We start from the raw sequence: 7825 nt of genomic DNA on the forward strand, positions 1-7825 counted from the left end.
GTGACGAAATTGCGGGCCTGCTTGAAGTTATGCATCGGCATGATGCCGGGCAGCACCGGAATGTCGATGCCGCGGGCCCGGACCTTGTCGAGATAGCGGAAGTAGAGGTCGTTATCGAAGAAGACCTGGGTGATGGCGCGGGTCGCACCGGCATCGACCTTGGCCTGCAGGGTGTCGATATCGGCGGTGAAATCGGCGCTCTCCGGATGCTTTTCCGGATAGGCGGAGACGGTGACGTCGATATCGGAATAGCGCTTGCGAATGCTGGCAACGAGATCGGCGCAGGTCTGGTATCCGTCCGGATGCGCCACATATTGGGTGCCGATGCCCGTGGTCGGGTCGCCGCGCAATGCCACGATGTGGCGGACGCCGGCCTCGTGATAGCGGGACACGACATCGTCGATTTCGCTTTTCGGCGCTCCCACGCAGGTCAGATGCGCGGCCGGCGTCAGGGTCGTTTCCTTCAGCAGGCGGACGATGGTGGCGTGGGTGCGCTCACGGGTCGAGCCGCCGGCGCCATAGGTCACCGAGACGAAGGACGGGGAGAGGGGGGCCAGGCGCTCGATGGTCTCCCACAAGGTGCGGTCCATCTCCTCGGTCTTCGGCGGGAAGAACTCGAAGGAAATGTTCGGAAGGTTGGGGGTGGCCGGGGTCGTCTCGGTCATCTCGAACTCCACCGCCGCGACTGGCGGCACCGGTTGTTGGGTCGTCACAGGCTGTTTGGCTGCACTGCACAAAATATGCTGATATGCCGGGATAAAATAGCCCATCCGAAGACCATGTAGGGTGGGAAATGGCCCATTATCTTCGTCGCCGATGAGTTTCCGGCGCTCTGTGAAAGGTGCGTGGGCAGGTAAGTGATGCCGATGCGAAGAACCTTATTCCGGATTAATTGTTTGAATTAATGGATAAATAGTCCGTATTGCAGGATGCGTTGCCTTCGCTTCAGGTGTGGGCATAGAGTTAGATTATCCAAAAGTCTTCAATTTTCGCCCATCAGGATTGGCGCCCGGAAGGCCGATGGCCATGCTTGCCGTCCCATCCGGACGCATTAGCCTGCCGGTATGATCCCGCTTTCCATTCTCGACCTGTCGGTCGTCACCACAGGCACGCCGCCGTCGCAGGCGCTGCGCAACAGCATCGACCTTGCCACGCATGCTGACGGACTCGGCTATGTCCGCTACTGGCTGGCCGAGCATCACAATCTCGCTTCCGTCGCGAGCCCCGCGCCGGAAATCATGATCGGCCAGATCGCGGCGGCGACGTCGCGGATCCGCGTCGGCTCGGGCGGCGTGATGCTGCCGAACCATGCGCCGCTGATGGTGGCAGAGCGCTTCAAGATGCTGGAAGCGCTGTTTCCCGGCCGGATCGATCTCGGCCTTGGCCGGGCGCCAGGCACCGATGGCGCGACAGCCTATGCGCTGCGCAACCGGATGGCCGGCCGCGAGGGTGACGATTTTCTGGAGCGGCTGAGCGAATTGCTCTTGTGGGAGACGCGACGCTTCCCCGAAAATCATCCCTATAACAATGTCGTGGCCATGCCGAATGACGTGCCGTTGCCGCCGATCTGGCTGCTCGGCTCCAGCGATTTCAGCTCCGATCTCGCAGCCCAGGTCGGGATGGGTTTTGCCTTTGCCCATCATTTCGCGTCCCACGATGCAGCCGATGCCATGGTGCACTATCGCGCGCGCTTCAAGAGTTCGGCCTGGCTGCAGGCGCCGCAGGCGATCCTTGCGGTCGCGGTGATCTGTGCCGAGACCGATGAGGAAGCCGAGCGGCTGGCCTCATCCGCCGATCTCAATCGCCTGCGGCGCGACCGTGGCGAATACGCGCCGCTGCCAAGCGTCGAGGAAGCGCTGGCTTATCCCTATAGCGATGCGGAGAAGGTGAAGATTACGCGCAATCGCTCGCGGCTGTTCGTCGGCAGTCCGGCGACTGTGAAAGAGAAATTGCAGCCGCTGATCGCGCAATGCCAGCCGGATGAGCTGATGGTCGTCACCGCGATGTTTGACCATGATGCGCGCAAGCAGTCTTACAGTCTGCTGGCAAGGGCATTCGCGTAGCGAAAATCGCGTGATGCGATGTCGGAAAGAGCTCATGGCAATCGTCCTTGAGGCGGCGCCATCAAGAACCAGAGAATGATCCATGCTTTATGCAATCCTCGCTTATCATGTCGAAGACGTCGTCGTGTCGTGGACGACCGATCAGGATACGGCCGTGATGGCCGATCTTCACGAGATCCACGAGCGGCTGACAGCTGATGGCCGGATGGGACCGGCCGCGCGACTCGGCGGCACCAAGGGCGCGTTCACCCTGCGTGGACCGGGCGCCGGCGTGGTCATCGACGGGCCGTTTGCGGAGACCAAGGAGCAGTTGCTGGGGTTCTATGTCGTGGATTGCGACACACGCGACGATGCCATCGCCGTCGCGCGCGATCTGCGGCGGGTGAATCCGTCGGCAGTCTATGAGATCAGGCCGATCCAGCTATTTCTGCCCGGTGCGCCGAAGGAAGCGACGCATAGTCTGGAGGATCACGTCAGGGGCAAATCGTAACGCCGTGATGTAGCCCGGATGGAGCGCAGCGTAATCCGGGGACCGGCGATATGTGGGAGCTCTGATTCCCGGATTTCGCTGCGCTCCATCCGGGCTACAAACTCAGCCCTGCTGCTCGCCAAAGGTCTGGCGGAACGGATGCGCGGGATACACGCCCACGATCCTGAATTCGCGCGAGAAGAATTTCAGCTCTTCCAGTGCGAAGGCCAGATTGCGGTCGTCGGGATGGCCGTCGACATCCGCATAAAACTGCGTGGCGAAGAACTCGCCATCGACCATATAGCTTTCAAGCTTGGTCATGTTGACGCCATTGGTCGCGAAGCCGCCGAGCGCCTTGTAGAGCGCGGCGGGCAGGTTGCGCACGCGGAAGACAAAAGACGTGACCAGCGGCTCCTTGCCCTGCGGCGCCAATTTGGCATCCTTCGAGAGGATGACGAAGCGCGTGGTGTTGTGGCTCTCGTCCTCGACGTCCTCGGCCAGGATATCCAGGCCGTAGATCTCGGCAGCAAGGCGCGGCGCCAGCGCGCCGCAGCTCTTGTCGCCGCGCTCGGCGACGATCCGGGCCGAGCCGGCCGTGTCGGCGGCAACGATCGAGCGGACGCCGAGCTTGCGGATCAGGCGGCGGCACTGGCCGAGCGCGTGAACGTGGCTCTCGATGGTCTTGAGGTCCTCGATCCTGGTGCCGCGCGGGGCCATCAGCTGGTGATGGATCGGCATGAACCATTCGCCGATGATGTGCAGGCCGGACGCCGGCAGCAGATGATGGATGTCGGCAACCCGGCCGGCGATCGAATTCTCGATCGGGATCATGCCGAGATCGGCTTCGCCCGACGAGATCGCCGCCAGCGCATCCTCGAAGGTGGCACAGGGCAGCGCCTCGGCCTGCGGAAACGCCTCGGCGATCGCATTGTGGGAATTGGCGCCGGGCTCGCCCTGGAAGGCGATCTTCATCGGAATGGTCATGGCGGGCCTTGTATCAGTCGGTCAGTTTTTTGCCAGCAGGCGGCGGGCAGTTTCGAGGTCGTGCGGGGTGTCGACGCCGAGCGGGACGGAGTCCACGATGGCGCCGTCGATCCGCATGCCGGCTTCCAGCGCGCGGAGCTGTTCGAGCTTTTCACGCTGCTCCAGGGTGGAGGGGGCAAGCTTGACGAAGCCTTCCAGCGCAGCCCGGCGATAGGCGTACAGCCCGATGTGATGATAGCGCGGGCCATCGCCATAGGGCGCGGTGGCGCGGGTGAAGTAGAGCGCGCGCAACCGGTTCGGGCCGGCGGGCGAGCCGATCAGCTTCACCACATTGGGGTTGGTGTGTTCTTCGTCCTTGCGGATCTCGGCGGCAAGGGTGGCGATATCGACCTTGGGGTCATCCAGCACCCGGACGGCGGCGGCGATGTCGCCGGGCGGAATGGTGGGCAGGTCGCCCTGGACGTTCACGATGGTCTGGACCGTGCCGGTCGAATCGAGCCTGTCCAGTGCCTCGAAAATCCGGTCCGAGCCTGACGGATGGTCCGGCGAGGTCATCACGGCCTCAAAACCGTGGGCGATCACCGCATCGGCGATCTCGGCGGTGTCGGTGGCAATAGCCACACGGCCGATAGCCGCCTCGCTGGCGCGCCGGGCGACATGGACGATCATCGGCAGGCCCGCGATATCCAGCAGCGGCTTGCCGGGCAGGCGGGTCGCAGCCATCCGGGCGGGAATGAGCACGAGGGTACGGGGATCGGTCATGGCTGCTGGGCTTGGTCAGTTGAGATCGCAAAAACGGCTCGAATTCCGTCTGTCGGACCGGGAAAACCATGATGCAGATCAAGGGCAAACCCGGGAGCGCGGCGTTTATAGAGGTTGCCAGAACTAGGGCAAACCGTTATCTCGATTGGACAGGCTCTAAACAGGCCTGGAGACGTGATTCATGGGCGCGTCGAGGCCGTGGGAGCGGCCTTCCAATGACCTAAAACGGGCGTGGGGCTTACGAAATATGGACTCTTTCGAACTCAACAAGATCATGGGCGCCGTGCTCGGCACCTGCCTCCTGCTGATGGCCACGAATTTCACCGCCCAGGCCGTGTTTTCGCCCAAGCACCTGGAGAAGCCCGGCTATGATATCGCCGTGAAGGAAGACACCTCCGGCGGTGGCGCCAAGGCTGCGGCCGCGCCCTCCGAACCCATCGAGAAACTGCTTCAGACCGCCTCCGTCGAAAAGGGCCAGACGGCTGCCAAGAAGTGCGCCTCGTGCCACACCTTCGAGAAGGGCGGCCCGAACCGCGTCGGACCGAACCTCTATGGCGTCATCAATGATCACGTCGGCCAGGGCCGCGGCGGATTCAACTTCTCGGCCGCCATGAAGGCCAAGGGCGGCAGCTGGGGTTTTGAGGAGCTGAACAAGTTCATCGCCAGCCCGAAGACTGCCATCCCTGGCACCGCGATGGGCTTCGCCGGCATCTCCAAGGACAGTGAGCGCGCCGACCTGATCGCCTATCTGGCAACGCTGGCCGACACGCCGGTGCCGCTGCCGACGGCGGCCAAGTAGCATAAACACACCGCGTTTTCGTCACATTCGCGACGTCACGGCCGGGCCACCAAGCCCGGCCGTTGTCGTTTCCGCATTACCAAAGCTTAAGCGGGACGTTTGGCCGCGCCGGGCTAGGATGCAACTGAGGCGATGGGTGGTATCTTGCGGAAAAGCCGGCATAATCGGTCGAACCCTTGCCTCATATGACCGTTCTACTCGCTCCCGGTTCACAGGATTCAGCACATTGACGATTTCCCGACGCCGCCTTCTGAAGACTTCCGCTTTCGCCGCTCTCACCCCCGTGCTCGGCGGGATCGGCAGCCTCCCGGTGAGCGGAGCAGCCTCGGCGCAGCCGGCTGCTGCTGCAGGTGGCGCGGAATGGCGTCATGCCTTGTCGCTGTTCGGCGAGATCAAATATCCGGCCGGCTTCAAGCGCTTCGACTACGTCAATCCGGATGCACCGAAGGCCGGATCGGTTCGTCAGATCGCGCTTGGCACTTTCGACAATTTCAATCTCGTCGTCTCCGGCGTGAAGGGCAATCTCGCCGGCGCCGTCGGCCTGATCTACGAATCGCTGACCACGGCCTCACTGGACGAAGTCTCGACCGAATACGGTCTGCTGGCGGAGTCGGTCAGCCATCCCGAGGACTATTCCTGGGTCGCCTATCGTCTGCGCCCGGAAGCCAGGTGGCATGACGGCAAGCCGGTGACGGCGGATGACGTGATCTTCTCGCTAGAGTCCTTCAAGAAGCATCATCCGTTCTACTCGGCCTATTACAGCCATGTGGTGAAGGCGGAGAAGGTTGGCGAGCGCGAGATCAAGTTCACCTTCGACGCCCCCGGCAATCGCGAATTGCCGCAGATCGTCGGTCAGCTCACGGTGATTCCGAAGCACTGGTGGGAAGGCACGGACGCATCCGGCAAGAAGCGCGACGTCAGCAGCACCACGCTGGAGCCGCCGCTTGGCAGCGCGGCCTATCGCATCAAGGATTTCGCCCCGGGGCGCAATGTCGTTATCGAGCGGGTGAAGGACTATTGGGGCGCCAAGCTAGCCGTGAATATCGGCAAGCACAATTTCAATGAAGTGCGCTACGAGTATTTCCGCGACGGTACCGTCGCGCTCGAAGCTTTCAAGGGCGATCAGGTCGACTGGCGCTCGGAGAACAGTGCCAAGAACTGGGCGACGGCCTACGATTTCCCGGCGGTGAAAGAAAAGCGGGTCATCCTCGAAGAGTTTCCGAACCGCGCAACCGGCGTGATGCAGGGCTTCGCGATGAATATCCGTCGCGACAAGTTCAAGGACGTGCGTGTGCGCCGTGCCCTGAACTACGCCTTCGATTTCGAGGAGATGAACAAGCAGCTCTTCTATGGCACCTATGAGCGGATCTCGAGCTATTTCCATGGCACCGAGCTCGCCTCGTCCGGTCTGCCGGAAGGCAAGGAGCTGGAAATCCTGGAGACCGTCCGTGCCGACGTGCCGCCGGAAGTCTTCACCAAGCCTTACAGCAATCCCGTCAACGGCAATGCCGAGAATGTCCGCAGCAATCTGCGCGAGGCGACGGCCCTGCTCAAGGCGGCCGGCTACGAAATCCGCGACCGCAAGCTCGTCGATGCGAAGACCGGTGCGCCGTTCGAGATCGAGTTGCTGGGGGAAGATCCAAGCTCCGAGCGCATCGCCCTGTTCTTCAAGCCACCACTGGAGCGGCTCGGCATTGGCGTCACCGTGCGAACCATCGATGCCACGCAGTACGAAAACAGGATGCGCAGTTGGGATTTTGATATCGTGGTGACTCAGTGGGGGCAGTCGCTGTCGCCTGGCAATGAGCAGCGGGAATATTGGGGTTCGAAGGCTGCCGATGCGCCCGGTTCGCGCAACGTCGTCGGCATCAAGGATCCGGCCATCGACAAGCTGATCGAACGCGTGATCTTCACCAAGGATCGTGCCGATCTCGTCGCGGCCACCAAGGCGCTGGATCGCGTGCTGCTCTGGAATAACTTCGTCGTCCCGCAATTCACCTACAGCAAGGCACGCACCGCGCGCTGGGATCGTTTCGGTCGCCCAGCCGAACTGCCGAAATACGGCCAGTCCGGCTTCCCGTCCATCTGGTGGTGGGATGCCGAGAAGGCCGCGAAGACGGGCGGACGCTCTTGAGGAGGCTGTCGCGCATGGCGCAGCTCAATCGTCGGCATGTTCTCGGCCTCGGTCTCGGCGCCATCGCCGCATCGCGTTTCAGCCCCGCGCTGGCGCAGGGCGGCAATGACTCGCATGGCATGTCGGCCTTTGGCGATCTGAAATATCCCGCCGACTTTCCTCATTTTGACTACGTGAATGTGAAGGCGCCGAAGGGCGGCGTGTTCTCGACCATTCCATCGGTGAAGGCCTTCAACCAGTCGTTCCAGACGTTCAACTCGCTGAATGCCTATGTGCTGAAGGGCGACGGCGCGCAGGGCATGGGCATGACGTTCACGACGCTGATGACGCGCGCCGCCGACGAGTCCGATGCCATGTATGGCCTCGCGGCGAAGTCCGTGCAGATCTCCGCCGATGGCCTGACCTATCGTTTCACCATGCGCCCGGAAGCGCGCTTCCATGATGGCAGCAAGCTCACGGCGAAGGATGCGGCCTGGTCGCTGACCACGCTGAAGGAAAAAGGCCATCCCATCATCACGCAGCAGATGCGCGATGTGGTGAAGGCGGAGGCCATCGACGACGCCACGCTGGTGGTCACTTTCGCTGAAAAGCGCGGACGCGACGTGCCGTTGTTC

At 62.4% G+C, this 7825-nt stretch carries 8 protein-coding genes; 5 read left to right on the plus strand and 3 right to left on the minus strand.

All coding sequences use genetic code 11. From position 1 onward, the window contains the following. A partial coding sequence (locus ACIQ17_RS28155) for a methylenetetrahydrofolate reductase (RefSeq protein ID WP_398472688.1) occupies window positions 1–665 on the minus strand: 665 nt, incomplete at its 3' end. Between the two features lie 399 nt (window positions 666–1064). Here ACIQ17_RS28155 and ACIQ17_RS28160 point away from each other — a divergent pair. Both ACIQ17_RS28160 and ACIQ17_RS28165 read left to right on the plus strand, forming a co-directional pair. Then, complete coding sequence (locus tag ACIQ17_RS28160) at window positions 1065–2063, plus strand: LLM class flavin-dependent oxidoreductase (RefSeq protein WP_398472690.1); 999 nt, start codon at window positions 1065–1067, stop codon at window positions 2061–2063. Window positions 2064–2145: 82 nt separating this feature from the next. Continuing rightward, the gene (locus tag ACIQ17_RS28165) at window positions 2146–2553 is read left to right on the plus strand and encodes a YciI family protein (RefSeq protein ID WP_398472691.1); all 408 of its coding nucleotides are present in this window, start codon (window positions 2146–2148) and stop codon (window positions 2551–2553) included. Between the two features lie 102 nt (window positions 2554–2655). On the opposite strand, the gene ACIQ17_RS28170 is transcribed toward ACIQ17_RS28165, so the two are convergent. Together ACIQ17_RS28170 and ACIQ17_RS28175 are read right to left on the minus strand one after the other, a co-directional pair. Next, window positions 2656–3516 carry a prephenate dehydratase gene (locus tag ACIQ17_RS28170; protein ID WP_398472692.1) on the minus strand — a complete coding sequence of 287 codons (861 nt, stop codon included), beginning with the start codon at window positions 3514–3516 and terminating at the stop codon, window positions 2656–2658. Window positions 3517–3537: 21 nt separating this feature from the next. Continuing rightward, complete coding sequence (locus ACIQ17_RS28175) at window positions 3538–4278, minus strand: 3-deoxy-manno-octulosonate cytidylyltransferase (protein ID WP_398472694.1); 741 nt, start codon at window positions 4276–4278, stop codon at window positions 3538–3540. A gap of 247 nt (window positions 4279–4525) precedes the next feature. Between ACIQ17_RS28175 and ACIQ17_RS28180 the strand changes: the two genes are divergently transcribed. From ACIQ17_RS28180 to ACIQ17_RS28190, 3 genes are all read left to right on the plus strand, one after another. Continuing rightward, window positions 4526–5077 carry a c-type cytochrome gene (locus ACIQ17_RS28180; RefSeq protein WP_398472696.1) on the plus strand — a complete coding sequence of 184 codons (552 nt, stop codon included), beginning with the start codon at window positions 4526–4528 and terminating at the stop codon, window positions 5075–5077. A gap of 226 nt (window positions 5078–5303) precedes the next feature. Beyond that, window positions 5304–7211, plus strand: a complete 1908-nt coding sequence (locus ACIQ17_RS28185) for an extracellular solute-binding protein (protein ID WP_398472698.1) — start codon at window positions 5304–5306, stop codon at window positions 7209–7211. A gap of 14 nt (window positions 7212–7225) precedes the next feature. Continuing rightward, a partial coding sequence (locus ACIQ17_RS28190; protein ID WP_398472699.1) for an ABC transporter substrate-binding protein occupies window positions 7226–7825 on the plus strand: 600 nt, incomplete at its 3' end.

Origin of the sequence: Tardiphaga sp. (assembly GCF_044340795.1) — a bacterium.
In the GTDB taxonomy this organism is placed as follows: domain Bacteria; phylum Pseudomonadota; class Alphaproteobacteria; order Rhizobiales; family Xanthobacteraceae; genus Tardiphaga.

Excerpts from the sequence above, each read along its gene's own strand:
- ACIQ17_RS28160 (WP_398472690.1), top strand. The coding sequence starts at position 1,065 with ATGATCCCGCTTTCCATTCTCGACCTGTCGGTCGTCACCACAGGCACG.
- ACIQ17_RS28175 (WP_398472694.1), bottom strand. The coding sequence starts at position 4,278 with ATGACCGATCCCCGTACCCTCGTGCTCATTCCCGCCCGGATGGCTGCG.
- ACIQ17_RS28180 (WP_398472696.1), top strand. The coding sequence starts at position 4,526 with ATGGACTCTTTCGAACTCAACAAGATCATGGGCGCCGTGCTCGGCACC.
- ACIQ17_RS28165 (WP_398472691.1), top strand. The coding sequence starts at position 2,146 with ATGCTTTATGCAATCCTCGCTTATCATGTCGAAGACGTCGTCGTGTCG.
- ACIQ17_RS28170 (WP_398472692.1), bottom strand. The coding sequence starts at position 3,516 with ATGACCATTCCGATGAAGATCGCCTTCCAGGGCGAGCCCGGCGCCAAT.